Annotated in this window: 26 protein-coding genes and 2 pseudogenes; 21 read left to right on the plus strand and 7 right to left on the minus strand. The window is 71.6% G+C overall.

Annotation, left to right across the window (positions count from 1 at the left end):
• Positions 1-18 precede the first annotated feature (18 nt).
• The gene (mmuM, locus tag ACFU3E_RS08925; RefSeq protein WP_384154131.1) at positions 19-930 is read left to right on the plus strand and encodes a homocysteine S-methyltransferase; all 912 of its coding nucleotides are present in this window, start codon (positions 19-21) and stop codon (positions 928-930) included.
• Between the two features lie 116 nt (positions 931-1,046).
• On the opposite strand, the gene ACFU3E_RS08930 is transcribed toward mmuM, so the two are convergent.
• Positions 1,047-1,895: a class I SAM-dependent methyltransferase gene (locus ACFU3E_RS08930; RefSeq protein ID WP_384154133.1), complete on the minus strand. Its 849-nt coding sequence runs from the start codon at positions 1,893-1,895 to the stop codon at positions 1,047-1,049.
• Between ACFU3E_RS08930 and ACFU3E_RS08935 the strand changes: the two are divergent.
• Positions 1,787-2,221, plus strand: a pseudogene (locus ACFU3E_RS08935) (substrate-binding domain-containing protein). The gene ACFU3E_RS08930 and the pseudogene ACFU3E_RS08935 sit on opposite strands and share 109 nt — an antisense overlap.
• A gap of 45 nt (positions 2,222-2,266) precedes the next feature.
• On the opposite strand, the gene ACFU3E_RS08940 reads toward ACFU3E_RS08935, so the two are convergent.
• Positions 2,267-3,079 (minus strand): MerR family transcriptional regulator, encoded by an 813-nt coding sequence (locus ACFU3E_RS08940; protein ID WP_384154135.1) that lies wholly within the window; start codon positions 3,077-3,079, stop codon positions 2,267-2,269.
• A 37-nt stretch (positions 3,080-3,116) separates the two neighbouring features.
• Complete coding sequence (locus ACFU3E_RS08945) at positions 3,117-3,389, minus strand: ATP-binding protein (RefSeq protein WP_384154137.1); 273 nt, start codon at positions 3,387-3,389, stop codon at positions 3,117-3,119.
• 300 nt (positions 3,390-3,689) lie between these two features.
• Here ACFU3E_RS08945 and ACFU3E_RS08950 point away from each other — a divergent pair, with 300 nt between their 5' ends.
• The 3 genes from ACFU3E_RS08950 to ACFU3E_RS08960 are packed head-to-tail and all read left to right on the plus strand — an operon-like array spanning position 3,690 to position 4,719.
• Positions 3,690-3,866 (plus strand): hypothetical protein, encoded by a 177-nt coding sequence (locus tag ACFU3E_RS08950; RefSeq protein ID WP_384154139.1) that lies wholly within the window; start codon positions 3,690-3,692, stop codon positions 3,864-3,866.
• Positions 3,867-3,868: 2 nt separating this feature from the next.
• The gene (locus ACFU3E_RS08955; protein ID WP_384154141.1) at positions 3,869-4,522 is read left to right on the plus strand and encodes a DUF5753 domain-containing protein; all 654 of its coding nucleotides are present in this window, start codon (positions 3,869-3,871) and stop codon (positions 4,520-4,522) included.
• Positions 4,519-4,719 carry a DUF397 domain-containing protein gene (locus tag ACFU3E_RS08960; protein WP_384154143.1) on the plus strand — a complete coding sequence of 67 codons (201 nt, stop codon included), beginning with the start codon at positions 4,519-4,521 and terminating at the stop codon, positions 4,717-4,719. The genes ACFU3E_RS08955 and ACFU3E_RS08960 overlap by 4 nt, the downstream gene beginning before the upstream one ends.
• Before the next feature lie 6 nt (positions 4,720-4,725).
• Here the strand turns inward: ACFU3E_RS08960 and ACFU3E_RS08965 are convergent, their stop codons facing one another.
• Positions 4,726-6,297: a carboxylesterase/lipase family protein gene (locus ACFU3E_RS08965; protein WP_384154145.1), complete on the minus strand. Its 1,572-nt coding sequence runs from the start codon at positions 6,295-6,297 to the stop codon at positions 4,726-4,728.
• A 461-nt stretch (positions 6,298-6,758) separates the two neighbouring features.
• Between ACFU3E_RS08965 and ACFU3E_RS08970 the strand changes: the two genes are divergently transcribed.
• Together ACFU3E_RS08970 and ACFU3E_RS08975 are read left to right on the plus strand one after the other, a co-directional pair.
• On the plus strand, positions 6,759-7,802 hold the full coding sequence (locus ACFU3E_RS08970; protein ID WP_384154147.1) for a LacI family DNA-binding transcriptional regulator: 1,044 nt from the start codon (positions 6,759-6,761) through the stop codon (positions 7,800-7,802).
• Positions 7,803-8,034: 232 nt separating this feature from the next.
• Complete coding sequence (locus ACFU3E_RS08975; protein WP_384154150.1) at positions 8,035-8,439, plus strand: VOC family protein; 405 nt, start codon at positions 8,035-8,037, stop codon at positions 8,437-8,439.
• Here ACFU3E_RS08975 and ACFU3E_RS08980 read toward each other — a convergent pair.
• The 3 genes and pseudogenes from ACFU3E_RS08980 to ACFU3E_RS08990 form a co-directional block, all read right to left on the minus strand.
• Positions 8,419-9,108, minus strand: coding sequence for a DUF6597 domain-containing transcriptional factor (locus ACFU3E_RS08980; RefSeq protein ID WP_384154152.1), 690 nt, complete (start codon positions 9,106-9,108; stop codon positions 8,419-8,421). The two genes, ACFU3E_RS08975 and ACFU3E_RS08980, sit on opposite strands and share 21 nt — an antisense overlap.
• A gap of 133 nt (positions 9,109-9,241) precedes the next feature.
• A pseudogene (locus tag ACFU3E_RS08985) lies at positions 9,242-9,487 on the minus strand (cupin domain-containing protein); the annotation flags it as partial.
• Positions 9,488-9,510: 23 nt separating this feature from the next.
• The gene (locus ACFU3E_RS08990; protein WP_384154154.1) at positions 9,511-10,692 is read right to left on the minus strand and encodes a YihY/virulence factor BrkB family protein; all 1,182 of its coding nucleotides are present in this window, start codon (positions 10,690-10,692) and stop codon (positions 9,511-9,513) included.
• A gap of 110 nt (positions 10,693-10,802) precedes the next feature.
• On the opposite strand from ACFU3E_RS08990, the gene ACFU3E_RS08995 reads away from it, so the two are divergent.
• The 14 genes from ACFU3E_RS08995 to ACFU3E_RS09060 all read left to right on the plus strand — a co-directional run bounded on the left by ACFU3E_RS08995 (position 10,803) and on the right by ACFU3E_RS09060 (position 24,994).
• Positions 10,803-12,437: an acyl-CoA dehydrogenase family protein gene (locus ACFU3E_RS08995; RefSeq protein ID WP_384154156.1), complete on the plus strand. Its 1,635-nt coding sequence runs from the start codon at positions 10,803-10,805 to the stop codon at positions 12,435-12,437.
• Positions 12,438-12,699: 262 nt separating this feature from the next.
• Positions 12,700-13,977: a GAF domain-containing protein gene (locus ACFU3E_RS09000; protein WP_384154159.1), complete on the plus strand. Its 1,278-nt coding sequence runs from the start codon at positions 12,700-12,702 to the stop codon at positions 13,975-13,977.
• A gap of 175 nt (positions 13,978-14,152) precedes the next feature.
• Positions 14,153-15,463 (plus strand): hypothetical protein, encoded by a 1,311-nt coding sequence (locus tag ACFU3E_RS09005; protein ID WP_384154161.1) that lies wholly within the window; start codon positions 14,153-14,155, stop codon positions 15,461-15,463.
• Positions 15,464-15,530: 67 nt separating this feature from the next.
• Positions 15,531-16,103, plus strand: a complete 573-nt coding sequence (locus ACFU3E_RS09010; RefSeq protein WP_384154163.1) for a GNAT family N-acetyltransferase — start codon at positions 15,531-15,533, stop codon at positions 16,101-16,103.
• 127 nt (positions 16,104-16,230) lie between these two features.
• Positions 16,231-16,314, plus strand: coding sequence for a putative leader peptide (locus ACFU3E_RS09015; protein ID WP_311241247.1), 84 nt, complete (start codon positions 16,231-16,233; stop codon positions 16,312-16,314).
• Between the two features lie 127 nt (positions 16,315-16,441).
• Complete coding sequence (locus tag ACFU3E_RS09020) at positions 16,442-18,139, plus strand: nitrite/sulfite reductase (RefSeq protein ID WP_384154166.1); 1,698 nt, start codon at positions 16,442-16,444, stop codon at positions 18,137-18,139.
• A complete protein-coding gene (locus tag ACFU3E_RS09025; protein ID WP_384154168.1) occupies positions 18,136-18,315 on the plus strand; it encodes a hypothetical protein in 180 nt (59 codons plus the stop codon). The genes ACFU3E_RS09020 and ACFU3E_RS09025 overlap by 4 nt, the downstream gene beginning before the upstream one ends.
• A complete protein-coding gene (locus ACFU3E_RS09030) occupies positions 18,312-19,022 on the plus strand; it encodes a phosphoadenylyl-sulfate reductase (RefSeq protein WP_384154170.1) in 711 nt (236 codons plus the stop codon). The genes ACFU3E_RS09025 and ACFU3E_RS09030 overlap by 4 nt, the downstream gene beginning before the upstream one ends.
• Positions 19,019-19,582: an adenylyl-sulfate kinase gene (gene cysC / locus ACFU3E_RS09035; RefSeq protein WP_384154172.1), complete on the plus strand. Its 564-nt coding sequence runs from the start codon at positions 19,019-19,021 to the stop codon at positions 19,580-19,582. Before ACFU3E_RS09030 ends, cysC begins: the two co-directional genes overlap by 4 nt.
• A gap of 91 nt (positions 19,583-19,673) precedes the next feature.
• On the plus strand, positions 19,674-20,609 hold the full coding sequence (cysD, locus tag ACFU3E_RS09040; RefSeq protein ID WP_384154174.1) for a sulfate adenylyltransferase subunit CysD: 936 nt from the start codon (positions 19,674-19,676) through the stop codon (positions 20,607-20,609).
• Positions 20,610-20,611: 2 nt separating this feature from the next.
• Complete coding sequence (locus ACFU3E_RS09045) at positions 20,612-21,946, plus strand: sulfate adenylyltransferase subunit 1 (RefSeq protein ID WP_384154176.1); 1,335 nt, start codon at positions 20,612-20,614, stop codon at positions 21,944-21,946.
• 223 nt (positions 21,947-22,169) lie between these two features.
• Positions 22,170-23,273, plus strand: coding sequence for an aliphatic sulfonate ABC transporter substrate-binding protein (locus ACFU3E_RS09050; RefSeq protein ID WP_384154178.1), 1,104 nt, complete (start codon positions 22,170-22,172; stop codon positions 23,271-23,273).
• A 49-nt stretch (positions 23,274-23,322) separates the two neighbouring features.
• Positions 23,323-24,111: an ABC transporter ATP-binding protein gene (locus ACFU3E_RS09055; protein ID WP_384154180.1), complete on the plus strand. Its 789-nt coding sequence runs from the start codon at positions 23,323-23,325 to the stop codon at positions 24,109-24,111.
• Entirely contained in the window at positions 24,098-24,994 is an 897-nt protein-coding gene (locus ACFU3E_RS09060; RefSeq protein WP_384154182.1) for an ABC transporter permease, read from the plus strand. The genes ACFU3E_RS09055 and ACFU3E_RS09060 overlap by 14 nt, the downstream gene beginning before the upstream one ends.
• Positions 24,995-24,996 lie beyond the last annotated feature (2 nt).

Genomic DNA, 24,996 nt, shown 5'->3' on the forward strand with positions numbered 1-24,996 from the left:
TCGGTTACGGTCGTCCGTATGACCAGCACCCTCACGCTCGCCGAAGCCCTCGCCGCCGGGACGGTCGTCCTCGACGGCGGCATGTCCAACCAGCTCGAGTCGGCAGGGCACGACCTGAGCGACGAGCTGTGGTCGGCGCGGCTGCTCGCGCAGCGGCCGGAGGCGATCACCGAGGCGCATCTCGCCTACTTCCGGGCCGGCGCGGACGTGGCGATCACGGCCAGCTACCAGGCCACGTTCGAGGGTTTCGCCAAGCGCGGGATCGACCGCGACCGGGCGGCCGAACTCATGGCGCTCAGCGTGGAGTCGGCCCGGGACGCGGCCCGGCTCGCACGCGTCTCGCGCCCCCTGTGGGTGGCGGCCTCGGCCGGCCCCTACGGGGCGATGCTCGCGGACGGCTCCGAGTACCGGGGCCGCTACGGGCTGACGGTGGACGAGCTGGAGCGTTTCCACCGGCCGCGCTTGGAGGTGCTGGCCGCGGCCCGCCCCGATGTCCTCGCGCTGGAGACGGTCCCGGACTCCGACGAGGCAGCGGCCCTGCTGCGGGCGGTGCGCGGGCTCGGAGTGCCGGCCTGGCTGACGTACTCCGTCGCCGGTGGCCGCACGCGCGCCGGGCAGCCGCTGGAGGAGGCCTTCGCCCTGGCCGCCGAGGCGGACGAGGTGATCGCGGTCGGTGTGAACTGCTGCGCACCCGAGGACGCGGACGCCGCGGCCGCGACAGCGGCGCGGGTCACCGGCAAGCCGGTCGTCGTCTACCCCAACAGCGGCGAGACCTGGGACGCCGACGCCCGCGCCTGGACAGGCCGTTCCACCTTCAGCGCCGACCAGGTGAAGGGCTGGCAGCAGTCCGGAGCACGGCTGATCGGCGGCTGCTGCCGGGTGGGCCCGGAGGCGATCTCGGGGATCGCGGGGACGCTGGGGGCGGCGTAGGGCCGTGAGTGGATGAGGCGCGGAAACCGCCGCTGGGATTGGCAGAAGGGCTTGCGGTGGGAGCATCGAGGTGCTCCGCGGGATGAGTAGGACGTCACACGGTGCCTGCGGAGCTGTCAGCCTGCCAGCCGAGCTTTCCAGATCTCCTCGCTGGGCCATTGATGGGCCCAGTCGGCGGAAACTTCTTCGTAGTCCCGTGCAGGCCGGGGTGCCTGAATCTCAATCAGGTCCTCCACGACGAAGTCGCAGGCCCGCAGCAGACGGAGCATCTCACCGTGCGGCAGGATGAACTCCACGTGATTCCCCCAGTCCAGCCGCGTCAGGCCGAACTGGCCGCGGGACAGAGTGGTGGACGCCGGTCCCTCGGGCGGTACACACAGTGCGAACAGCGGTGAGTAGCGCGAGAACACCAGGTGGCCTCCGGGGACGAGAAGCCGGGCTGCCTCCGGGATCCACTGGTAGGGGTCGCACCACAGCGAGGCGCCGTACTCGCTGATCGCCAAGCCGAACGTGTTGTCCTCGTAGGGCACCTTCTCAGCGTTGCCCAGGACAAGGGGGAAGTCGATGCCGAACTCTGCCTGCATCTCGCGAGCAGTGGCGAGCTGCTTCTCCGAGAGGTCGATCCCGACCGGGTGGGCTCCTGCCCTGGCCAGCCAAGCGGAAACGTAGGCAGTGCCGCAGCCCAACTCAATGGTGCGCATACCGTCGATGCCGTCGGGAAGCACGGAAACCTGCGACTCGGGGGTGGCCCACAATCCCCAGTACGGTTCCACCTGCGCCCAGTGATCACGGGCGAGCGGCCCGTGCCACGCAGCCGCCTCGTCATCCCAGAAGCGTCGATTCTGCTCCACATGGTCTGCCGGGCCGTCGTGAGTCATGGAGGCATTCGATCGAAGATGCTGCTGTTCCGGCAACGGTATTTCCACGGCGCCGGCGAAGGCGATCGCGGGCGTCGACACGCCCACGCTCGCGTTCGTGCTGGCAGCAAGCGCTCAAGGACGACCTCGACTTCACGGCCGTCGTGGCCGCCACCGACATGGTCGCGGCGGGCGCCCTCACCGCCCTGCACGAGGCGGGCCTGTCGGTGCCGGGTGACGTCTCCCTGGCCGGCTAGGACGACCTCTCCTTCGCCTGCGACCTGCACCCCGCCCTCACGACGGCCCACGTCCCCTACGAGGAACCCGGCCGCCTCGCCGTCCGCACGGCCCTCGAACGCACGCCTGGCGCCCCGGCCGAACACCTGTCGCTGGGCACGCACGTGGTGGTACGGGACTCGGTGGGACCGCCATAGGCCCGCCAGGCCCTGTCGCCGGATCACCTCCGTGATCCACAGTACTCAGCGGCGAGCGACCGGCTCTTGCAGTTCGGTCACCGTGTGGTCGCCGCAGTTGGGACAGGAGAGAGTCACCTCGCGGGCGGGGCCGGCCGACGTGTAGCCATGGGCGTCGATCCAGCGGGCGAGCGCCTGGACGCTGGGGATGACCTGTTCCATCGGGCCGTCATGCACCAGCGTCGCGACCTCCGCCGCCGGCAGATCCACCACCGCGAAATCCTGCGAGGGGTCTGGTTCGGCGTCGACGGGGATGGAGGCGTGCACCGTCACCGGCCCGTCGAGGTTCTCGTAGTAGGCGACGGCCGCGCCGCTCGCCCGGAGCCCGGCGGCCTGCATCCGGCTCCACAACTCCTCGTAGAGCGGGGTGATCACCGGGGTGATGAACCGCGGCTCGAAGCTCTCCACAACAGCCGTCAGCTCCGCCACACGCATCGCCGGGACCTGCTTGATCACCACGTCGTCGAACGACATCTGCCCCTCACTCTCGATCACCCGGAGCCTCGCCTCGACCTGCGCCAGCCGGGCGGCATCGGCCGCCATGGCCGACTCCAGCTCCGCGTGCCGCAACCGCAACATGCCGCGCAGCTCCGTCGCGTCCACCTGCTCGTCGAGGATGGCGCGCACCCGTTCGAGCGTGAAGCCCAGCTCCTTGAGGGCGATGACGCGGTTGAGCCGGGCCAGTTGGTCGGCTTCGTAGGACCGGTAGCCGGTGTGCGGATCGACGTGGGCGGGGCGCACGAGCCCCACGGCGTCGTAGTGGCGCAGCATGCGCACTGACACGCCGCCGTACTTGGCGAACTCTCCGATGCTGAACATGACGTCATCCACTTCACTGGCTGACACAGTGTGAGGGTCAACCCCCGCCTTCGCACTCACACCACACGATCTTGCCCGGGCACCTCGCCCCCACGCCCCACTTGTCCGCCAGCTCCGACACCAGCAACAGGCCCCGCCCGCCCTCGCAGGGCTGCTGGACGTCCTGCCGCGGCAGCACCGGCACGCCGTCACCGCTGTCGTGCACCTCGATCCGCACGCCGCGGTCCTCGCCGTACGGCACCAGCCTCAGCAGGAATCCACGGCCGGGAGGCACGCCGTGCACCAGCGCGTTCGTCACCAGTTCGCTCACACAGAGCAGCACGTCCTCCGCGCGCCCGCACCCGCCCCAGTCCACACCCGCACCCGCACCCGCACCCGCCCCAGTCCACAAGGGCGTCGCGCACGAACGCGCGTGCGGCCGGGACGGACTGGCGCTCCCGGCGGTCGAACCGCTCGCGCGGAGACGGGGGTTGGGAGAGGAGTGGAGTTTTGTCGTTCACGGGACGACAGTCACACTCCGTGGCCATCATGAAACAGATCGCGCACCCGTACGGCCATGTTGTACGTGCGGAACACGGCAAGTACGCGCGCGGGTGGGGAGTTCGCCGCCATGAGCACCACGACACGGTCACGACGGTCACGCAGGAACGCCTCGGCGACGAGGATGGTGGGCGCGCTGCTCGCCCTCTTCCGGGGGGCGGCCGGGCATACGCAGAGGTCCCTCGGGGAGATCTTCGTCGTCGGCGAGCAGCAGATCGCGTCCATCGAGCAGGGCAACGGCCACTGAAGATGGATCTCGCGGAGCAGTTGGACCGACTCCTGGACACCAAGCGGGCGTTCGTGGCTGCGCTGGTGGAGATGCCGGAGGTGGATCTCGTGCCGCTCTGGGCGGAGGAGTATCTGGATCGGGAGCGGGAGGCCCTTGCGATTTCCTGGTACGAGAGCCTGTTGGTTCCAGGTCTGCTTCAGACCGAGGTGTACGCCCGCGCAGTGTTCCGCAGCCGCGTTCCGGTCTACGACGAGGACGAGATCGAGCAGTTCGTCGCGGCTCGCATCGAACGACGGCAGACTATGCATCGCAAGGTGCCGCCCACCGCGAGTTTCGTGATCTCGGAGGCGGCCCTGCGCGACCGTCTGGGCGGAAGGGACGTGTACGTCGAACAGTTGCGGCACCTGCGCGAGTACTCCGAGCTCCCCGGGGTCGCCATCCAGGTTCTGCCGCTGGACCGTACCTCGCATGCCGGACTCGAAGGCCCGTTCATCCTGCTGGAAACCCCCGACCACCAGCGGCTCGCCTACAGCGAAACTCAGCGTGGCAGCACACTTGTTGCGGCCCCCGACGAGGTGGGGATCCTTACCCAGAAGTATGCGATGCCGCGGACGCAGGCCCTCAACACCGAGGACACGAGGGATCTGTTAGACCGCTTTCTGGGAGAAGCGTGAGCGGCACCCCACTTGAGTGGTTCAAGCCCAGCTACAGCAGCGGCGAGGGCGGCGCCTGCGTCGAAATGGCCGCCCACCCCGCCGCCATCCACATCCGCGACAGCACAACCCCCTCCACCCCCCACCTCACCATCGCCCCCGCCACCTGGACCGCCTTCCTGTCCACACTCGGCGGAACCTCCACCCCACCGGCGTGAGCCTCGTCAGTGCCGGCGGAGTACGCCGGAGCGACGGAGCCGCCGTACGGCGGGTGTGGATTCCTCAGGCGTGACAACGGCGGCGTCGGCGGCGGCGTCGGTCGCCCAGAGGGCGAGTTCGCGGTCGCGGGGACCGTACGCCGTGTAGGCCACGCCGTTCCCGGCGTCCGGTGCGCGGTCTCCGAAGACGCGCACCGGATGCGCCGCGTCCCAGCGTTCCCAGCCCGGGTCGCCGTCCGTCGCGAACCGCACCCACGCCGTGTGCATCGCGTCGGCCAGCTCCTGCGGAGCGCCCTCCCCCGCCAGTTTGCGGGACTCCGGGACCTCCCCCGTGTCGAAGACGAAGCCGAGCTCCAGCGCGTGGCAGGAGCCGAGGCCGGGGAGGTTCGAGGGCCAGGCGAACTCGTAGACGTACGACGGTTCCGTACGGGCGTCGGCCAGCTGGTGCAGGGGGATGCGGAGGAGGCGGTCGGTGACGAGCTGGCCGACGATGTCCGCCGTGCTCGCCTCGGGGTGCAGGGCGCGGTAGCCGCGCGGGACCTCGCTGCCGCAGTGGCAGCGGGCCATGGCGCCCGCGAAGGCGACGGCTCCGAGGCGGTCCACGCGGTCCATCAGGCCGCCCGGGACCAGCCACAGCCGGTACTCGTCGCGGGTCCAGCCCGTCATCAGCTCGACACCCGGGGCGGCGCCGCCTTCGGTGAGGGCCTGAAGGGGGTCGCGCGGGACGGTGTCGCCGTCGATGACGATGCCGAAGGCGGGGCCGCCGACCACCGGGCTGCTGAGCCGGCCCACCTCGGCCTGGGTGTGCAGCAGCAGGTCGCGGTCGACGGCGGCGAAGGCCTCGGCGGTGGCGGGGATCTTCAGCCGGGAGGCCATCCGGCGCACCATCCGCCGGACCTTGGCCCGCTCGGACGCCTCGGGCGGCCCGCTCTGCAGGACCGCCCGCCGGACCAGTCCCTGGGTCTGCGGGGCGGCGATGAGCGCGCCGATGCTGATCGCCCCGGCGGACTGGCCGCACAGGGTGATGCGGCCGGGGTCGCCGCCGAAGGCCTCGATGGCCTCGTGCACCCAGGTCAGGGCGGCGATCTGGTCGCGCAGGCCGGGGTTCGGGGGCGTGTCCGGGAACAGTCCGTAGCCTTCGACTCCCAGCCGGTAGTTGACCGAGACGCACACGACGCCGTCGCGGGCGAAGGCATGGCCGTCGTAGACGGGTACGGCGGACGAACCCCTGGTCAGGGCGCCGCCGTGCAGCCAGACGAGGACGGGGAGCCGGGCTCCGGGGTCCGGTTGCGGGGTCCAGATGTTGAGGTTGAGGCAGTCGTCGCCCGGCACGACCGGGTCGGACAGGTAGTGCGCGAAGGCGTCGGAGTACGGCGGTTTCGGCGGGGTGGGGCCGAAGGCACCGGCGTCGCGGACGCCGTCCCAGGGCGGGAGGGGGACGGGTGGACGGAAGCGGCGGGGACCGAAGGGAGGGGCCGCGTACGGGATGCCGCGGAAGACCGCGACACCGCGCTCGTACCGGCCCCGGAGGGCACCGTGGGGCGTGCTCACCACGGGGTCTGCCTGGTCTGCCGTCATACGTCCACCAGCCTCCTCACCGCGCTCGTGCACCGTGAAGATCAGAGCACCTCATTGTGGCCCGGTATTCCGGTGCGCGAGGGAGTGTGAGGGCTGTTCGGCGTACGCGGTCACCGTCCGTGCGGGGCGGCGCCGGACTTCGGCCGGCCGCCCGACGACCACGGCTCCCGGCTGCGGTTCACCGGTGCGATGGCGGGGATCCACGCCCGGGACCCCGTGGACGCGGCGTTCACGGCGGACTTCACCGGGTTTCGGCCGACCTGTGCACCCGGCTGCGGGTGCTGTTCGGGGTTTCGAAAGTTTTGCCCGGCGCGAAGCGGTGAATCACTTGTCTTCCCGCCGACCTGCGCCGCACCTACAGTAGGAAGCGCTTTCTGCCCGGCCGGACCTCGTGCCCGCCGTGTGCAGCGCTGGTCGAAACTTTCCACGGCCCTCGGGCGGGCCGGAGAGGTGGGTTCCCGATGGTCCGTACGGCGAGTGCGAGCGTGCCTGCCGGTCCGACGCTGGCGGTCGTGGCGCGCGAGGCGGGGGTGTCGGTACCGACCGCGTCGAAGGTGGTCAACGGCCGTGAGGACGTGGCACCAGAGACCCGCCGCCGCGTGACCGAGGCACTCGACCGGCTGGGGTACGTGCGCAGACCCCGCTTCGACGCGGCGAAGGCACCCCGGCTGGTCGACCTGGTCGTGCACTCGCTGGAGAGCTCCTGGTCGGGTGCGGTGCTGCACGGGGTGGAGGGGGCGGCGCACGACGCGGGCCTGGAGGTCGTGGTGTCGGCTGCGCTGATCCGCTCCCGGGTCGGCCGCCCGGAGCGCGGCTGGCTGGACAAGCTGGTCGCCCGGGGCTCCTCCGGGGTCCTGTTCAACCTGGCCGAGCTCAGTGACTCGCAGTACGCGTGGCTGGAGCAGCACCGCATCCCGTTCGTGATGATCGACCCGGTGCAGGAGCCGCCGGAGGGCGTGGTCTCGGTCGGGGCGGCGAACTGGCACGGGGGTCTGACGGCCACGGAGCATCTGCTGTCGCTGGGCCACGAGCGGGTGGCCGTCATCGCCGGCCCCCGGCGCACGATGTGCAGCAGCGCGCGGGTCGCCGGGTACCGTTCGGCGCTCGCGTCGGCCGGGGTCCGGCAGCGCCCCGAGTACGTCCGGCACGCCGGTTTCGACGAGAGTGTGGCCCACCGCCGCACGCTGGAACTCCTCGACCTGCCCGAGCCGCCGACCGCGGTCTTCGTCTGCTCGGACCGGATGGCGCTGGGTGTCTACGAGGCCCTGACCGAACGGGGGTTGAGGGTCCCGGACGACATCAGTGTGGTCGGCTTCGACGATCTGCCCGAGGCCCGCTGGGCCTCTCCCGGCCTGACCACCGTCCGCCAGCCGCTGTCCGAGATGGCCGCGACGGCCCTGCGGTCGCTGTTGCGCATGATGGACGGCCATCACCCGGAGAGCACCCGGACGGAGTTGTCGACGCGCCTGGTGGAACGGGCGAGTACGGCGGAGCCGCGCGCGTAGGAGGTGCTCCCGGCCGCTGCCGTGGCGGTCGCCCGCCACCGCAGCGTGGGGCACACCGGCCCGGGGGCCGGGCCGCCGGCGGGGCTGCTGCGGCGACCGGGGATCCCGCGCTCGGCGGGCAGAGCGGCCACCGCGGGGCATCCGGCACGGACGTCTCCGGCCCGGGGCGCCCCCGGCCCGGGGCGTCCGTTTTCTTCAAGACCGGGCGCCGTGGCCTGCCTACGGTGACTCCATGACTGCACGATTCGATGCCATCGGCCTGGTCGTCTCCGACATGGCCGCCTCCGTCGCGTTCTACCGCCGGCTCGGGTTCACCTTCCCGGACGGCGCCGAGGACCAGCCGCACGCCGAGGCCGGACTGCCCGGCGGGCTGCGGCTGATGTTCGACACCGAGGAAACGGTCCGCTCCTTCCTGCCCGGATGGCAGCCGCCCGCGCACGGGGGCCGGACCTCGCTGGCCCTGCGGTGCGACGGGCCGGAGGAGGTGGACGCGCTGTACGAGGAGCTGGTCGGCTCGGGGTACCACGGCGAGCTCAAGCCGTGGGACGCCTTCTGGGGGCAGCGGTACGCCGTGGTGCACGACCCGGACGGCAACGGGGTGGACCTGTTCGCCCCGCTAGGCACCGCGGCCGAGTAGGTCCCCCAGCGGGAGCCCCGACAACTCCCGCACCTCACGGGCCAGATGGGCCTGGTCGGCGTACCCGGCTCGTGCGGCGGTCTCCGCGAAGGGCACACCGGCCCGGGCCAGTGCCAGGGCGCGGTGCAGCCGCAGGATACGGGCCAGGGTCTTGGGGCCGTAGCCGAAGGCCGACAGTGAACGGCGGTGCAACTGGCGTGCCCCGAAGCTGAGTTCGTCGGCGGTGGCCGCGACCGGACGCCCCGCGTCCAGGGCGGTGACGACCTTCCGCAGCAGCGGGTCAGGGGGGTCGGCACCGGCCGCCTGCCGCAGCGCCAGCTCCTCCAGGCCGCTCGCCGGGTCGGGGGCCGCGTTCACAGCTCCGGCCAGTCGCCGCACCTGCTGAGCCGGCCACAGGTCCGCGAGCTCGACGCGCCGGTCGCGCAGTTCGTGCGCCGGAACGCCCAGGAGCGCCGGAGCCGTGCCCGGGTAGAAGCGGACCCCGGCCCAGGGGCCGGTCGCCCCGTCGGGGAGGTACGCCCGGGTGTCGGGTCCGGCGACCATCAGCCGCCCGTCGTGCCACAGCAGATCCATGCACCCGTCGGGCAGGACCCGCCCCACCCCGGGCCGGGACGGGGTGCTGGTCCACACGACCGCCCCGGGCAGCCGCGACGCCCGCTCCACATACACGAGGGCCAGACTACGCCGCGACACGGCGGCGGGGCCGGGCCCGGTGCCGCTTCATCCGGCCGCCCCCGGTCCTCGCGACACGATGGCCGGCCCGAGGGCCGGCCCCGCTCGCCTCCCGCCCCCGGTTTCGAGGGGGCCGTCCGTCGGGATTGCGGCACTCCTGGTGCGCGGGATCACCGGCTGCGGTGCCGTGCCGTAGGCGTGGGCGCAGGTGTACGGTCCGGGCCGCGGGCGATGGCGAGGTCCCGGCCCTGAGCCGCGTGCGCTCGCCCCGGTCGGGCACGATCCAGGCCTCGCCGCGGACGACGAGCATCACGGTGAGCGGGGCCCGGTCCTCCACGCGGACCGCCCACGGCGGGTCGAAGCAGGCCCTGATCATGAACGCGCCCCGCGCGCGGCCCGTCACGAGTCCTCGGGCGGGTGCTCCTCCCCGTTGACCTGGGTGCTCTTCACGTGGCTGTTCTTCACGTGGCTGTTCTTCACGTGGGTGCTCTTGACATGGGTGCGCAGGCGGGCCGACACGTCGTCCGGCGGCAGGAAGCGGGACCAGCGTTCCGGGAACTCGGAGGGCATGTCGGGGTCGGCCTCGCCGCCGGCGGTCGCGCGGGCGACGTACTCGGCGACCTGGGCCTGCCGCAGCCGCTCGTTGGCCTCGCGGGCCGCGGCCGTGGCGGCGGCCGGCCAGACCCGGTCGATGGCGGCGTTGACAGCGGCCCCGACCAGGACGGCGAACGCGGACACACCGATCCACAGCAGCACGGCGACGGGCGCGGCGAGGGAGCCGTAGATCGTGGGGCCCTCGACCGTGCTGGTCAGGTAGATCCGCAGCAGGAAGCTGCCGAGCACCCACATGCCGAGGGCGACCAGCGCGCCGGGCACGTCCTCGATCCAGGGAGAGCGAACCGGGACGGACACGTGGTACAGCGTCGTCAGGAAGGCGATCGACAGGAGTATGACCACCGGCCAGTACAGCACCTGCACGAGCGTCGTCGACCACGGCACGATCCGCACCACCGCGTCCGGCCCGGCCACCATCAGCGGCAGCGCGACCGAGCCGATCAGCAGGGCCACGATGAACAGCAGGAAGGCCATCAGGCGGGTCTTGACGATGCCCCGGACGCCGTCGAGGCCGTACATCACGGTGATGGTGTCGATGAAGACGTTCACCGCGCGGGAGCCCGACCAGAGGGCGAACAGGAAGCCGATGGAGATGACGTCGGGCCGGCCGCCCTTCATCACGTCGTGCAGGATCGGCTGGGCGATCTCGCGGACGCCCTGGTCGGACAGGATCGTGCGGGAGGCCTCCAGGAGGTTGGTCTGGAGGCTCTCGATGGTGTCGGCGCCGGTCCAGGCGTCGACGTAGCCGAGCAGTCCGATCATGCTCAGCAGCAGCGGTGGCACCGACAGCAGGGTGAAGAACGCGGCCTCGGCCGCCAGGCCCAGGATGCGGTACTCGATGCAGGAGTTGACGGTGTCCTTCAGCAACAGCCAGGCGGTCCTGCGCTTGGAGACGTTCCGGTACAGGGCACGCGCCCGGTGGAGGCGCCCGGAAGGCGTGTCGGGGGTTTCACTTGCTGGCTGCACCCCCTAACGGTAGCCGTCGTGTCCGGCCCCACTCACCCACAGGCCGGGTCTTCGCGGACCGGGCCGGGTCCGCCGGGTGCCAAGGTGCCGCGGCGGGGTACTTTCGCAGCATGGCAGGCAGCACCCACACCGTGACGAACCAGGTCCCGCCGCTGGTCGGCTACGACGTCTTCTCCGCCGACCGGGCCCTGGCCGCCGCGGTCGGCCGGCATCTCGATCCGGACCTGCGCGAGGAGGTCCTCGGCGAGCTGGCGGCACTCGGCCGGACCTCCGGCTCGGCCCAGGTGCAGGAGTGGGGGAGGCTGGCCAACGAGAACCCGCCGCGGCTGCTGACGCACGACCGGTACGGTGACCGCGCCGACGAGGTCGAGTTCCACCCCTCCTGGCACCGGCTGCTCGGCAAGGGCGTCTCGGCCGGTCTGACGGCGGCGTGGGGCCGGCCGGCCGGGCACCTGCGGCGGGCCGCCGCCTTCCTGGTGTGGACGCAGGTCGAGGCCGGCAACGGCTGCCCGCTGTCGATGACGCACGCGGCGGTGCCCGCCCTGCGCACCGACCCGGACCTGGCCGCCGAGTGGGAACCGCGGCTGACGTCCATGGTCTACGACCGTGAGCTGCGGCCCGCGCACCTCAAGGCCGGGGCGCTGTTCGGGATGGGCATGACGGAGAAGCAGGGCGGCAGCGACGTCCGGGCGAACACCACGTCCGCGCGGCCGCTCGCAGAGGACGGGACGTACGAGCTGACCGGGCACAAGTGGTTCTGCTCGGCGCCCATGTCCGACGGCTTCCTGGTGCTGGCGCAGGCTCCGGGCGGGCTGACCTGCTTCCTGGTGCCGCGGGTGCTCCAGGACGGCACGCGCAACGTGTTCCGGATCCAGCGGCTCAAGGACAAGCTGGGCAACCGGTCCAACGCCTCCGCCGAGGTCGAGTTCGACGGGACCTGGGCGCGCCGGGTCGGCGAGGAGGGGCGCGGGGTGCGCACCATCATCGAGATGGTCGCGGCGACCCGGCTCGACTGCGTGCTCGGCTCGGCGGGGCTGATGCGGCAGGCCGTGGCGCAGGCGGTGCACCACTGCACGTACCGCGAGGCGTTCGGCGGAAAGCTCGTCGACAAGCCGCTGATGCGCAACGTCCTGGCCGATCTCGCGATCGAGTCGGAGGCGGCGACGACCCTGGCGCTGCGGCTCGCTGCGGCCTGTGACGACGGCGGCGAGCAGGAGCGGGCGCTGCTGCGGATCGCGGTGCCGGCCGCCAAGTACTGGGTGACCAAGCGGTGCCCGCCCGTCGCGGTGGAGGCGGCGGAGTGCCTCGGCGGCAACGGGTACGTGGAGGAGTCCGGGATGCCCCGGCTGGTGCGCGAGTCGCCGCTGAACTCGGTCTGGGAGGGCGCGGGCAACGTCCAGGCGCTGGACGTGCTGCGGGCGTTGCAGCGGGAGCCGGGCGCGCTGGACGCGTATCTGCGGGAGGTCGGGCAGTCGCGCGGTGCCGATCACCGCCTCGACGCCGCCATCAAGAACCTTCTGACCGAACTCGCCGACCTGGAAGGCGTGGAGGGGCGGGCGCGGCGGCTGGCGGAGCGGATCGCGCTGGTGCTCCAGGGCTCGTTGCTGGTCCGTTTCGCGCCACCGGAGGTCGCCGACGCGTTCTGCGCGGGGCGGCTCGGCGTCGACGGGGGCGCCGTGTTCGGGACGCTGCCGCACACGCTGGACCTGGCGTCGGTGGTGGAGCGGGCCCGGCCGGTGTCCTGATCCGGTCCGTCTCTTCCCCGTAGTCCTGCGCCCACGCGGAAAGCGGGGGTGGTGCTGCGCCGACACGGCACCACCCCCGCCGCACTGGCCCGTTCGAGCCACTGAACGCCGCTCGGGACGGCGCCGCTCAAGTTTCGGACACGGCCGGGCTGTCCACCAGGGTTGCAGGGGGTTGCAACTTGCTGCGGACTGCACGCGCGCCCGGGGAGCAGACGGCACTATGAGACGCACAGTCAAAAGCGACTCCGGGGGGCGCACGCGTATGGACGTCACGCACTTGGCCGCCGTCGACAGCACGCGCGCGGCCCGGGTCCTCAGTGAGGTCCGCTCGGCCCGGCTGGCCGGGCAGCCCGCTCCGGTGGCGCCGCGTCCGGTGATCGAGCGGTCCTGGGAGCGGATGCTGCGCAGCGGCGTCGACCCGGACCGCGACGTCCGGGCGGATCCGCTGTCCCGCGAGGAGGTGCAGCGGCGGCGCGAGACATCGGTATTGCGCCATGTGCTCCCGGTGCTGCGGGAGGGACTGCTGGCGGCCGCGGACGTCGCCCACCACATCATGGTGGTGGCCGACGAGGACGGCCGGGTGCTGTGGCGCGAGGGCAGCCCGCCGGTGCTGCGCAAGGCCGACGGGCTCGGCTTCGAACTCGGCGCGGACTGGCGTGAGGACGTGGTGGGCACGAACGGTCTGGGCACTCCGGCGGTGGTGCGCAGGCCCGTGCAGGTCTTCGCCTCCGAGCACTTCGTGCGCTCCCAGGCCGGCTGGACCTGTGCGGGCGCTCCCCTGGTGGATCCACGGGACGGCCGGCTGCTCGGGGTGGTGGACGTGAGCGGTCCGCTGGAGACGATGCACCCGGCCACGCTCGCCTGGGTGGGCTCGGTGGCCAGACTCGCCGAGGCCCGGCTGCGGGAGATGCACGCGGAGTCGCTGGAGCGGCTGCGCGCGGTGGCCGCGCCGGTGCTGGCCCGGATCGGCGGCCGTGCCGTGGTCGTCGACCCGGACGGCTGGACGGCCGCGGTCAGCGGGATGCCGTACGCGCGGCGTGTGGCCCTGCCCAAGTCGCTGTCGGCGGGCCCGAGATGGCTGCCGGCGCTCGGGTTGTGCTCGGTGGAACCGCTGGCCGGGGGCTGGCTGGTGCGGGCGGCCGACGACGACCCGGTGCCGCGCGGCCCGGCCAGGATCGTGCTGGATCTCAGGCAGACCCGGCGCTGGTCGGTGGAGGTGCTCGGCGGGGCGGGCTCCTTCACCCGGGAACTGAGCCCGCGGCACGCGGAGTTGCTGTATCTCCTCGCCGTCCACCGCTCCGGCCGCAGCGCCTCGGGCCTGGCCGGGGACGTGTTCGGCGACCCCGCCCGCACGGTGACGGTGCGTGCCGAGATGTCGCGGGTACGCCGCTATCTGGGGGCGTTCCTGGAGCACCGGCCGTACCGGTTCGCCGAGAACGCCGAGGTCGAGGTGCTGCTGCCGGACGACCCGCGGGATCTGCTGCCGCACTCGACCGCGCCGGCGGTAAGCAGGCAGCGCAGGCCCGCACCGGCGCCCTGAGGTTCACCGCGAGTGCCGTGCGAGCCGCCCCGAGGGGTGCATCTTTCGCATATTTGCGGGGTCTTCGTCCCCCGCAGCGCTCACCTGCCGTAGCATCCCCTTACGGACCGCCCCACCTGCTCCTCCGTCAACGTACGGATCAACAGGCGCAGTTGGTCCGACTCGGGAGGACGTTATGAAGCATCGCGGCAGACACCGGCGACGCAGGCGGGGCAGGGTGCTGCGCGCGACCCTGGCCGGGACGGCTCTCGCGCTCACCGCCGCCGCCACTGTGATCAGCGCCTCGCAGGCCACCGTCGCCGACGCCCCCGGGGCTCTGAAGCCGGTCGCCGTGTCCGACGGGTCCGGGCGGCTTCCGCTGGCCGAGCGCCGGGTGCCCGGACGGTGGCTGGACCGGCTCGCGTCGGAGATGGGCCGGCCGGTCGGCGTCGGCACGGTGCTGGAGAACGCCGACCTCCCTCTGCGGGACGCGGCCGGCTGCTCGACCGCCGAGAAGCACACCCTGCCGGTCGAGCCGGCGGCCACGCGCGCGTACTGCTTCGGCGGCTCCGACACCCGGGGCTGGCGGGCCGGCGCGGTCACGACCTCGGGCGACGCGGACGACGACGGCCGCTGGGGCGGCAACCGCGTGATCCTTTCCGGCTGGACCCGGGGCGCCGAGGGCGGCTCCATGGACGGCCCCGCCCCCGGGCAGGGCCTCGCCAAGGTCGCCTTCGTCGACGCCAACGACCCCGGCGCGCTCCGCTACACGTGGGCCCTGCTGGCCGTCCCGGTGGACGGCGGGCGAGACTACCGGGGGCTGGTCTCCCCGCTGTCCGGCATGGTCTGGTACCAGGACAAGCTGCTGGTGACGACCCGCGAGGGCGACCGGGACGCGCTGTACGTGTACGACATGGACCGCATCCAGCGCGCCACCGTCGAGTCCGACGCGGTCGGCCGGGTGCGGGGCGGCTGGGCGGCGCACGGAAACCGGTTCGTGCTGCCGGCCGTCGGCTCGTACACCCTGCCCGGCGGGGACGACGCGTCCCGTCCGGCCACCGTCTCCCTGGACCGCAGCACCTCCCCCGACAGTCTGGTCGCGGGCGAGTGGGTGCCGGCGGACGGCGACCGGCGCACCCGGCTGTGGCGCTACGCGCTGAGCCGGGACCCGGCCCGCTCCGGCCTGCTCACCACCGACTCCGCCGGCGAGGCGGCCCCGGTCGAGGCGTACGAGACGAAGACGGCCGACGTGCGGGGCGTGCTGGCCCGCCGTTCGGGCTGGTACCTGGACCGCGCGGCGGGCAGCCCGGGCGGACACGGGACCCTGTGGCGCCAGGACACGGACGGCGCGCGGGCGACGGAGTGCGGCACGGACGAGACGCGGCACTGCTGGAGCGGCGGATCGGGTTCCCTGTCCTACTGGGAGGAGACCGGCGAGGTCTGGTCCCAGTCGGGGCGGATGCTGTTCGCGCTGCCGCTGACGTCCATCGACAGGGCGCTGGGCTGACCGGCGCCGGCCCCCGGAGCACGAGGCCGATCGACAGACATGTAGGTCAGATGATTTTCTGGCCCGCATGACCACCATCGCCGTGACCACCTGGTCTCTGGAGCAGACCGCCCCGACCGACCTGCTGCCGGCGGTCGCGCCGGACGGGGACGTCCGGGTCGTCCGCTCCGAGGTGCCCTCGCCCGAGTTCAGCCGGTTCCTGTACGCGTCGGTGGGCGGCGACATCCGCTGGACGGACCGGCTCGGCTGGTCGTACGCGCGGTGGGTGGAGCACCTGGAGCGGCCCGGGGTGGAGACGTGGGTGGCGTACGACCGGGGCACGCCCGCGGGGTACGTGGAGCTGGAGGCGCAGGACGACGCGGTCGTGGAGATCGTCTACTTCGGGCTGCTCCCCGCCTTCCGGGGCCGCCGCATCGGCGGGCACCTGCTGTCGTACGGCACCGCCCGGGCCTGGGACCTCGCGGACCGCTGGGCGGGACTGGCGCCGACGAAGCGGGTCTGGCTGCACACCTGCAGCAAGGATGGCGAGCACGCGATGGACAACTACCAGCGGCGCGGCTTCAAGCTGTTCGACACCAAGGTCGAGGAGGAGGCGAAGTCCGCCGCTCCGGGACCGTGGCCTGGGGCATTCCCTGTCTGACCTGGACGGACACCTCGAGCGCCCCCCGGTGTGACCAACACCACCCTTGTCTTGCTCTGCGAGACAAGGGTGTCCGCATCTTGGACGAAGCTGGACTCTGTCCAGATCGCCGTGACACGCTTCCGTCATGTCTGGAACTGGAATTGCCTTGGTGAGTCGGCGGCACGTCGACCTCGGCCGCATGTCCAGCGCCATCTGTCCGGCGCACTGAGCGTACTCAGCCCGCGCCCGACATCCCCCTTCTCCTTTCCTTTCCCGCGCAATGACGCGCATGTATGCCCATGCGCGCACGCGCAGGTCAGAGCCGCATTCCCGCCTGTCCGAAGGACGTATCAACCATGGCCGCCACCCCGCAGAAGCCTGCCGCCGCGACTCCACGCCGCAAGGTGAGCCGTCACCGCGGTGAAGGCCAGTGGGCCGCGGGGCACTTCACCCCGCTGAACGGCAACGAGCAGTTCAAGAAGGACGACGACGGTCTCAATGTGCGGACACGCATTGAGACGATCTACTCCAAGCGGGGCTTCGACTCGATCGACCCCAACGACCTGCGCGGCCGCATGCGCTGGTGGGGTCTGTACACCCAGCGCAAGCCCGGCATCGACGGCGGCAAGACGGCCGTCCTGGAGCCGGAGGAGCTGGACGACGAGTACTTCATGCTGCGCGTCCGGATCGACGGCGGGGCGCTGACCACGCGGCAGCTGCGGGTCATCGGCGAGATCTCGCAGGAGTTCGCGCGCGGCACGGCCGACATCACGGACCGGCAGAACGTCCAGTACCACTGGATCCGGATCGAGGACGTGCCCGAGATCTGGAACCGGCTGGAGGGCGTGGGCCTGTCGACGGTCACCGCCTGCGGCGACACCCCGCGTGTGATGATCGGCTCGCCGGTGGCGGGCATCGCCGAGGACGAGATCATCGACGCCACTCCGGCCCTGGAGGAGATGAAACGCCGCGTGCTGAACAACCCGGCGTACTCGAACCTCCCCCGCAAGTTCAAGACCGCGATCTCGGGCTCGCCGGTGCTGGACGTGGTGCACGAGATCAACGACGTCGCGTTCGTCGGCGTGGAGCACCCCGAGCACGGCCCCGGTTTCGACGTGTGGGTCGGCGGCGGCCTGTCCACCAACCCCAAGCTGGGCGTGCGCCTGGGCGCCTGGGTGTCGATCGACGACGTCCCGGACGTCTACGAGGGCGTCATCTCGATCTTCCGCGACTACGGCTACCGCCGGCTGCGCACCCGCGCCCGCCTGAAGTTCCTCGTCGCGGACTGGGGCGCCGAGAAGTTCCGCCAGGTCCTGGAGGACGAGTACCTCAAGCGCAAGCTGGTGGACGGGCCCGCCCCGGAGCAGCCGTCCCAGCTGTGGCGCGACCACATCGGTGTGCACCGGCAGAAGGACGGCCGGTTCTACGTCGGCTTCGCCCCGCGCGTGGGACGCGTCGACGGCGCGACGATCACGAAGATCGCCGACGTCGCGGAGGCCCACGGCTCGGGCCGGGTGCGCACCACCGTCGAGCAGAAGATGATCGTCCTCGACGTCGAGGAGAACCAGGTCGAGTCGCTCGTCGAGGCCCTCGAGGCGCTCGACCTGACCGCCCGGCCCTCCTCGTTCCGGCGCGGCACCATGGCCTGCACCGGCATCGAGTTCTGCAAGCTCGCCATCGTCGAGACCAAGCAGCGCGGTGCGCAGCTGATCGACGAACTGGAGCGCCGTCTGCCGGACTTCGACGAGCCGCTCACCATCAACCTCAACGGCTGCCCGAACGCCTGCGCCCGTATCCAGGTCGCGGACATCGGTCTCAAGGGCCAGCTCATGCTCAACGACCAGGGCGAGCAGGTCGAGGGCTACCAGGTGCACCTGGGCGGCGCCCTGGGCCTGGAGGCCGGCTTCGGCCGCAAGGTGCGTGGCCTGAAGGTCACCTCCGACGAACTGCCGGACTACATCGAGCGCGTCCTGAAGCGGTTCCAGGCCGAGCGTGAGAACGGCGAGCGGTTCGCCGCGTGGGCGGCGCGGGCCGGCGAGGAGGCCCTGTCGTGAGCGAGCGAATGGCCCCGTTCTACTGCCCGTACTGCGGCGACGAGGACCTGCGGCCGAGCGAGGAGGGGCACGGCGCGTGGGAATGCGCGGCGTGCAGCCGGGCCTTTCAGCTGAAGTTCCTGGGGCTGCTGTCCCAGGGGCTGAGGCGATCCGATTCCGGAGGGGCACAGATATGACGACCGTTCAGGAAGAGCGCACCGCCGAGGATCTGCGGAAGCTCGCCGAGCAGGCGGGCCGCGACCTGGAGGACGCCTCCGCGCTGGAGATCCTCCAGTGGGCGGCCGAGACGTTCGGCAAGCGCTTCTGCGTGACCTCCTCGATGGAGGACGCGGTGGTGGCCCACCTCGCCGCCCGCGCCATGCCCGGCGTCGACGTCGTCTTCCTCGACACCGGCTACCACTTCGAGGAGACGATCGGCACCCGCGACGCGGTCGAGGCCGTGATGGACGTCAACCTCGTCACGCTCACCCCGCGCCAGACGGTCGCCGAGCAGGATGCCGAGTACGGCCCGAAGCTGCACGACCGCGACCCCGACCTGTGCTGCAAGCTGCGCAAGGTGCAGCCGCTGGAGCAGGGCCTGAAGGACTACCAGGCCTGGGCGACCGGCCTGCGCCGCGACGAGTCCCCGACCCGGGCGAACACCCCGGTGGTCGGCTGGGACGAGAAGCGGCAGAAGGTCAAGATCTCGCCGATCGCCCGCTGGACCCAGGACGACGTGGACGCGTACGTCACCGAGCACGGTGTCCTGACGAACCCGCTGCTGATGGACGGCTACGCCTCCGTCGGCTGCGCCCCCTGCACCCGCCGGGTCCTGGAGGGCGAGGACGCCCGCGCCGGCCGCTGGGCGGGCCGCAGCAAGACCGAGTGCGGGCTGCACGGATGACGACGACGATTCAGGAGAGTGACGTGACGACCGGAGCCACCGTCTGGCTCACGGGTCTGCCGAGCGCGGGCAAGACCACCATCGCCTACGAGCTGGCCGGCCGGCTCCGCGCGGAGGGCCACCGGGTCGAGGTGCTCGACGGCGACGAGATCCGCGAGTTCATCTCCGCGGGCCTCGGCTTCAGCCGCGAGGACCGGCACACCAACGTGCAGCGCATCGGCTTCGTCGCCGAACTGCTCGCCCGCAACGGCGTGCTGGCCCTCGTCCCGGTCATCGCGCCCTACCAGGACAGCCGGGAGGCGGTGCGCAAGCGCCACCAGGCGAACGGCACCGCGTATGTCGAGGTGCATGTCGCCACGCCCGTCGAGGTGTGCAGCGAGCGGGACGTGAAGGGCCTGTACGCCAAGCAGGCCGCGGGCGAGCTCACCGGGCTCACCGGCGTCGACGACCCGTACGAGGCACCCGAGTCGCCCGATCTGCGCATCGAGTCGCAGAACCAGACCGTGCAGGAGTCCGCGGCGTCGGTGCACGCCCTGCTCAGCGAAAGGGGACTCCTGTGAGCGACGCACGCGCGGCCGCTCAGCCGCAGACGACGACGATGGCCGCACCGCTGCGCCGCGCGGGCGGAGAAGCGAACGAAAGGGGCGCAGCATGACGACCGCCGCCACCGTGTCCGAGGAGACCGACAGCCCGTACGCGCTGTCGCACCTCGACGCCCTCGAGTCCGAGGCGGTGCACATCTTCCGCGAGGTGGCGGGCGAGTTCGAGCGGCCGGTGATCCTCTTCTCCGGCGGCAAGGACTCCATCGTCATGCTGCATCTGGCGCTGAAGGCCTTCCGGCCGGCGTCGGTGCCCTTCTCGCTGCTGCACGTGGACACCGGGCACAACTTCCCGGAGGTCCTCGACTACCGCGACCGCACGGTCGAGAAGCACGGGCTGCGGCTGCACGTCGCCTCCGTGCAGGACTACATCGACCGCGGCGTCCTCAAGGAGCGCCCGGACGGCACCCGCAACCCGCTGCAGACGCTGCCGCTGACCGAGAAGATCCAGGCGGAGAAGTTCGACGCCGTCTTCGGCGGCGGCCGCCGCGACGAGGAGAAGGCCCGGGCCAAGGAGCGGGTGTTCTCCCTGCGCGACGAGTTCTCCCAGTGGGACCCGCGCCGGCAGCGCCCGGAACTGTGGAACCTGTACAACGGCCGGCACGCGCCCGGTGAGCACGTCCGCGTCTTCCCGCTGTCCAACTGGACCGAGCTGGACGTGTGGCAGTACATCGCCCGCGAGGGCATCGAGCTGCCGGAGATCTACTACGCGCACGAGCGCGAGGTGTTCTCCCGCAGCGGCATGTGGCTGACCGCCGGCGAGTGGGGCGGGCCGAAGGACGGCGAGACCGTCGAGAAGCGGCTCGTGCGCTACCGGACCGTGGGTGACATGTCCTGCACCGGCGCGGTGGACTCCGGCGCCGACACCATCGAGAAGGTGATCCTGGAGATCGCCGCCTCCCGGCTCACCGAACGCGGCGCCACCCGCGCCGACGACAAGATGTCCGAGGCCGCGATGGAAGACCGCAAGCGCGAGGGGTACTTCTAGAGATGAGCACCATCACGACCGAGGAACTCTCGGAGACCACGCTGCTGCGGTTCGCCACCGCGGGCTCCGTCGACGACGGCAAGTCCACCCTCGTCGGGCGGCTGCTGCACGACTCCAAGTCGGTCCTCACCGACCAGCTGGAGGCCGTGGAGCGCGTCTCCGCGAGCCGCGGCCAGGAGGCCCCGGACCTCGCGCTGCTGACGGACGGCCTGCGGGCCGAACGGGAGCAGGGCATCACCATCGACGTGGCGTACCGCTACTTCGCCACGCCCCGGCGGCGGTTCATCCTCGCCGACACCCCCGGCCATGTGCAGTACACGCGCAACATGGTGACCGGCGCCTCCACCGCCGAGCTGACGGTGATCCTGGTCGACGCCCGCAACGGCGTCGTCGAGCAGACCCGCCGGCACGCGGCCATCGCCGCCCTGCTGCGCGTGCCGCACGCGGTCCTCGCGGTCAACAAGATGGACCTCGTCGGCTACGACGAGAAGGTCTTCGCCCGCATCGCCGAGGAGTTCACGGCGTACGCGACCGAGCTGGGCGTCCCCGAGGTCACCGCGATCCCGATCTCCGCGCTCGTCGGCGACAACGTGGTGGAAGCGTCCGCGAACATGGACTGGTACGGCGGCCCGACCGTGCTGGAGCACCTTGAGACGGTTCCGGTCGCGCACGACCTGAGCCACTGCCACGCCCGGCTGCCCGTGCAGTACGTGATCCGGCCGCAGAGCACGGACCACCCGGACTACCGGGGCTACGCCGGTCAGATCGCGGCCGGTTCCTTCCACGTGGGCGAGGCCGTCACGGTGCTGCCGTCGGGCCGCGCCTCGCGGATCTCCGGCATCGACCTGCTGGGCGAGCCGGTCGACGTGGCCTGGACGACGCAGTCGGTGACCCTCCTGCTGGAGGACGACATCGACATCTCCCGCGGCGACCTGATCGTGCCGAGCAAGGACGCGCCCGCGACCACGCAGGACATCGAGGCGACCGTCTGCCATGTCGCCGACGCCCCGCTGACGGTCGGGCACCGGGTCCTCCTCAAGCACGGCACCCGCACGGTCAAGGCGATCGTCAAGGACATCCCGTCCCGCCTCACGCTCGACGACCTGTCCCTGCACCCGCACCCGGGACAGCTCGTCGCCAACGACATCGGCCGGGTGAAGATCCGCACCGCGGAGCCGCTGCCGGTCGACTCCTACGCCGACTCGCGCCGCACCGGCTCGTTCATCCTCATCGACCCGAACGACGGCACCACCCTCACCGCCGGCATGGTCGGCGAGTCCTTCGCGGCCCCGGAGCCGGTCAAGGACGAGTCAGAGGACGACGGGTGGGACTTCTGACATGACCTCCCCCGGCTTCTTCTCGATGTTCGCCAAGGAGGGCGGCCGCGTCGGCAGCGGTGCTCTCGGCAGCGGGCAGGGCGGAGTGGCGCGATGTGTGCGCTGACGTACGCGCACCGCATGCGCGCCCGCACCCCCCACCGCCGTAGACGAAAACCCGCCGACCTCCCGGCCACGACCTGATCGGACCGTGACCGCCGGGCCTCCGAGAGGACCACCTCCCGTGCCTGTTTCATCCGCCGTCCGCCGCGGTTTCGCGGTCATCGCCGCACTTCCCCTGCTCACGCTGGCGGCCTGCGGCTACGGCTCCCAGGCCAAGGACGACGGCACCGCCCAGGTCGCCGCCGGGGCGAAGAAGATCGACGGCCTCGACTCCGTCAGGATCGGCTACTTCGGCAACCTCACCCACGGCACCGCTCTGGTGGGCGTGCAGAAGGGCTTCTTCCAGAAGGCCCTCGGAGCCACCGAGGTCCAGCCCGCGGTCTTCAACGCGGGCCCCTCGGAGATCGAGGCGCTCAACTCCCAGTCCATCGACATCGGCTGGATCGGCCCCTCCCCCGCGATCAACGGCTACGTCAAGTCGAACGGCAAGAACCTGCGCATCATCGGCGGTTCGGCGTCCGGCGGGGTGAAGCTCGTGGTGAACCCGGACAAGATCAAGTCGCTGAAGGACGTCAAGGGCAAGCGGATCGCGACCCCGCAGCTCGGCAACACGCAGGACGTGGCGTTCCTCAACTGGGCCGCGGAGCAGGGCTGGAAGATCGACCCCATGAGCGGCAAGGGTGACGTCACGGTCGTCCGAAGCGACAACAAGGTCACCCCGGACGCGTACAAGTCCGGTTCCGTGGACGGTGCGTGGGTCCCGGAGCCGACCGCGTCCAAGATGGTCGCCGAGGGCGGCAGGGTGCTGCTCGACGAGGCGTCGCTGTGGCCGGAGAAGAAGTTCGTGATCACGAACATCATCGTGCGGCAGGACTTCCTGAAGGAGCACCCGAAGGTCGTCGAGGCCGTGCTCAAGGGTTCGCTCGAGACCAACCGGTGGATCAACGCCAACCCGGACGCGGCGAAGGAAGCGGCGAACAAGCAGGTGGAGCAGGACTCCGGCAAGGCGCTGCCGGCCGAGGTGCTGGACCCGGCGTGGAAGTCGATGCGTTTCACCGACGACCCGCTGGCCTCCACCCTCAGCACCGAGGCCGAGCACGCGGTGAAAGCGGGGCTGCTCGAGAAGCCGGACCTGAAGGGCATCTACGACCTCGCGCCGCTGAACAAGGTCCTGAAGGCCGAGGGCGAGCCCGCGGTCGACGACGCCGGTCTCGGCGCGAAGTAAGCCCGCATCCCGAAGCCGCATTGTGAAGAGTTCCCAGGAGGTGACGACCATGGCCACGACCCTCGCCAAGGCCGCCGACGGCACCGAGTCGGCCACGCACGCCGCCCGGATCGACCACGTGTCGAAGTCGTATCCGGGCCCCGCCGGGCAGCAGCTCGTGCTGGACGACATCACCCTCGATGTCGCGCCCGGGGAGTTCGTCACCCTCCTGGGGGCCTCGGGCTGCGGCAAGTCCACCCTGCTCAACCTGGTGGCGGGCCTGGACCGGCCCACCGTCGGGGAGATCACCACGGACGGCCGCCCGGCGCTGATGTTCCAGGAGCACGCGCTGTTCCCGTGGCTGACCGCGGGCAAGAACATCGAACTCGCCCTGAAGCTCCGGGGTGTGCCGAAGGGCGAGCGCCGGGAGCGGGCCGAGGAGCTGCTCGAACTGGTGCGGCTGAAGGGCGCGCACGGCAAGCGGGTGCACGAGCTGTCGGGCGGCATGCGCCAGCGTGTGGCGCTGGCCCGTGCGCTCGCCCAGGAGAGCAAGCTGCTGCTGATGGACGAGCCGTTCGCGGCGCTGGACGCCATCACGCGGGACGTGCTGCACGACGAGCTGACTCGCATCTGGCGCGAGACGCAGCTGTCCGTCCTGTTCGTCACGCACAACGTGCGCGAGGCGGTCCGGCTCGCGCAGCGCGTGGTGCTGCTGTCCTCCCGTCCGGGACGGATCGCACGCGAGTGGACCGTGGACATTCCGCATCCGCGCCGCATCGAGGACACCGCCGTGGCGGAGCTGTCCGTCGAGATCACCGAAGAACTGCGTGGGGAGATCCGCCGTCATGGCCAGCACTGATTCGACGACCGTCGCCAAGGACGGCAGCGATCTCGCCGGGCTGGAGGCGGGCCTCGACGCGCTGGAGTCTCGGCAGACGCTCCGCACGCCGTTCCGGCAGACCTTCGTCCAGAAGATCCTGCCGCCCGTCCTCGCCGTCGCGCTGGTACTGGCGGTCTGGCAGGCGCTCGTCTCGTTCAAGGTGGTCGACGACCCGACCAAGCTGCCCGCGCCGTCCGCGGTGTGGGACGTCGTCCACACGGCCTGGCTCCAGGGCGAGTTGCTCGGCTACATCTGGACCAGCGTCTCGCGCGGCCTGCTCGGCTTCTGCTTCGCCCTGCTGATCGGCACGCCGCTGGGCCTGATCGTGGCCCGGGTGAAGTTCATCCGCGCGGCGATCGGCCCCATCCTGTCGGGCCTGCAGTCCCTGCCGTCGGTCGCCTGGGTGCCGCCGGCGGTGATCTGGCTGGGTCTGAACAACTCGATGATGTACGCGGTGATCCTGCTCGGCGCTGTCCCGTCGATCGCCAACGGCTTGGTCTCCGGCGTCGACCAGGTGCCCCCGCTGTTCCTGCGCGCGGGCCGCACGCTCGGTGCCACGGGCCTGAAGGGCACCTGGCACATCGTGCTCCCCGCCGCCCTGCCCGGCTATGTGGCGGGCCTGAAGCAGGGCTGGGCCTTCTCCTGGCGCTCCCTGATGGCCGCCGAGATCATCGCGTCCTTCCCCGACCTCGGCATCGGCCTGGGCCAGCTGCTGGAGAACGGCCGCAACGCCAGCGACATGGCCATGGTCTTCGAGGCCATCCTCCTGATCCTCGTCGTCGGCATCGCCATCGACCTGCTGATCTTCAGCCCGCTGGAGCGGTGGGTGCTGCGCAGCCGCGGGCTGCTGGTGAAGAGCTGAAG

The organism is Streptomyces sp. NPDC057424, from assembly GCF_042803315.1.
In the GTDB taxonomy this organism is placed as follows: domain Bacteria; phylum Actinomycetota; class Actinomycetes; order Streptomycetales; family Streptomycetaceae; genus Streptomyces.

Excerpts from the sequence above, each read along its gene's own strand:
- mmuM (WP_384154131.1), top strand. The coding sequence starts at position 19 with ATGACCAGCACCCTCACGCTCGCCGAAGCCCTCGCCGCCGGGACGGTC.
- ACFU3E_RS08940 (WP_384154135.1), bottom strand. The coding sequence starts at position 3,079 with ATGTTCAGCATCGGAGAGTTCGCCAAGTACGGCGGCGTGTCAGTGCGC.
- ACFU3E_RS08950 (WP_384154139.1), top strand. The coding sequence starts at position 3,690 with ATGAGCACCACGACACGGTCACGACGGTCACGCAGGAACGCCTCGGCG.
- ACFU3E_RS08955 (WP_384154141.1), top strand. The coding sequence starts at position 3,869 with ATGGATCTCGCGGAGCAGTTGGACCGACTCCTGGACACCAAGCGGGCG.
- ACFU3E_RS08965 (WP_384154145.1), bottom strand. The coding sequence starts at position 6,297 with ATGACGGCAGACCAGGCAGACCCCGTGGTGAGCACGCCCCACGGTGCC.
- ACFU3E_RS08970 (WP_384154147.1), top strand. The coding sequence starts at position 6,759 with ATGGTCCGTACGGCGAGTGCGAGCGTGCCTGCCGGTCCGACGCTGGCG.
- ACFU3E_RS08975 (WP_384154150.1), top strand. The coding sequence starts at position 8,035 with ATGACTGCACGATTCGATGCCATCGGCCTGGTCGTCTCCGACATGGCC.
- ACFU3E_RS08995 (WP_384154156.1), top strand. The coding sequence starts at position 10,803 with ATGGCAGGCAGCACCCACACCGTGACGAACCAGGTCCCGCCGCTGGTC.
- ACFU3E_RS09000 (WP_384154159.1), top strand. The coding sequence starts at position 12,700 with ATGGACGTCACGCACTTGGCCGCCGTCGACAGCACGCGCGCGGCCCGG.
- ACFU3E_RS09005 (WP_384154161.1), top strand. The coding sequence starts at position 14,153 with ATGAAGCATCGCGGCAGACACCGGCGACGCAGGCGGGGCAGGGTGCTG.
- ACFU3E_RS09010 (WP_384154163.1), top strand. The coding sequence starts at position 15,531 with ATGACCACCATCGCCGTGACCACCTGGTCTCTGGAGCAGACCGCCCCG.
- ACFU3E_RS09015 (WP_311241247.1), top strand. The coding sequence starts at position 16,231 with ATGTCTGGAACTGGAATTGCCTTGGTGAGTCGGCGGCACGTCGACCTC.
- ACFU3E_RS09020 (WP_384154166.1), top strand. The coding sequence starts at position 16,442 with ATGGCCGCCACCCCGCAGAAGCCTGCCGCCGCGACTCCACGCCGCAAG.
- ACFU3E_RS09030 (WP_384154170.1), top strand. The coding sequence starts at position 18,312 with ATGACGACCGTTCAGGAAGAGCGCACCGCCGAGGATCTGCGGAAGCTC.
- cysC (WP_384154172.1), top strand. The coding sequence starts at position 19,019 with ATGACGACGACGATTCAGGAGAGTGACGTGACGACCGGAGCCACCGTC.
- cysD (WP_384154174.1), top strand. The coding sequence starts at position 19,674 with ATGACGACCGCCGCCACCGTGTCCGAGGAGACCGACAGCCCGTACGCG.
- ACFU3E_RS09045 (WP_384154176.1), top strand. The coding sequence starts at position 20,612 with ATGAGCACCATCACGACCGAGGAACTCTCGGAGACCACGCTGCTGCGG.
- ACFU3E_RS09055 (WP_384154180.1), top strand. The coding sequence starts at position 23,323 with ATGGCCACGACCCTCGCCAAGGCCGCCGACGGCACCGAGTCGGCCACG.
- ACFU3E_RS09060 (WP_384154182.1), top strand. The coding sequence starts at position 24,098 with ATGGCCAGCACTGATTCGACGACCGTCGCCAAGGACGGCAGCGATCTC.